Raw genomic sequence first — 362 nt, 5'->3', positions numbered from 1 at the left:
AAAGGCCGACCTCTCCGGGCTTTAGGCCAATTCTTACAACCGGAAACAAAAAACCCGCTCCTTTGCAGAAGCGGGTTTCTAAAATTTGTAAAGCGAATTGCTTATCCCAAAGCAACTCTTTCAAAAGCTACAACCTTAAGGTTAGCATCCTGTGACTTCACATATTCAGAAACAGACATTTTGCTGTCTTTAATGTAATCCTGGTTCACAAGAGTGTTGTCTTTAAAGAAACGTTTGATCTTACCTTTTGCGATATTGTCAAGCATTTCTTCCGGCTTACCTTCCTGTCTTAGTTGATCTTTCGCGATCTCGATCTCTTTTTCGATCACAGACTGGTCTACACCTTCTTCGTTAAGGGCAAC

1 pseudogene is annotated in these 362 nt (G+C 41.4%); it reads right to left on the bottom strand.

Annotation, left to right across the window (positions count from 1 at the left end):
* Nucleotides 1–101: 101 nt before the first annotated feature.
* Nucleotides 102–362, bottom strand: a pseudogene (locus HC176_RS17695) (translation elongation factor Ts); the annotation flags it as partial.

Source organism: Tamlana crocina, assembly GCF_012037625.1.
The sequence above is the reverse complement of the archived record's forward strand: the minus strand, read 5'-3'. Positions and strand labels throughout refer to the sequence as shown.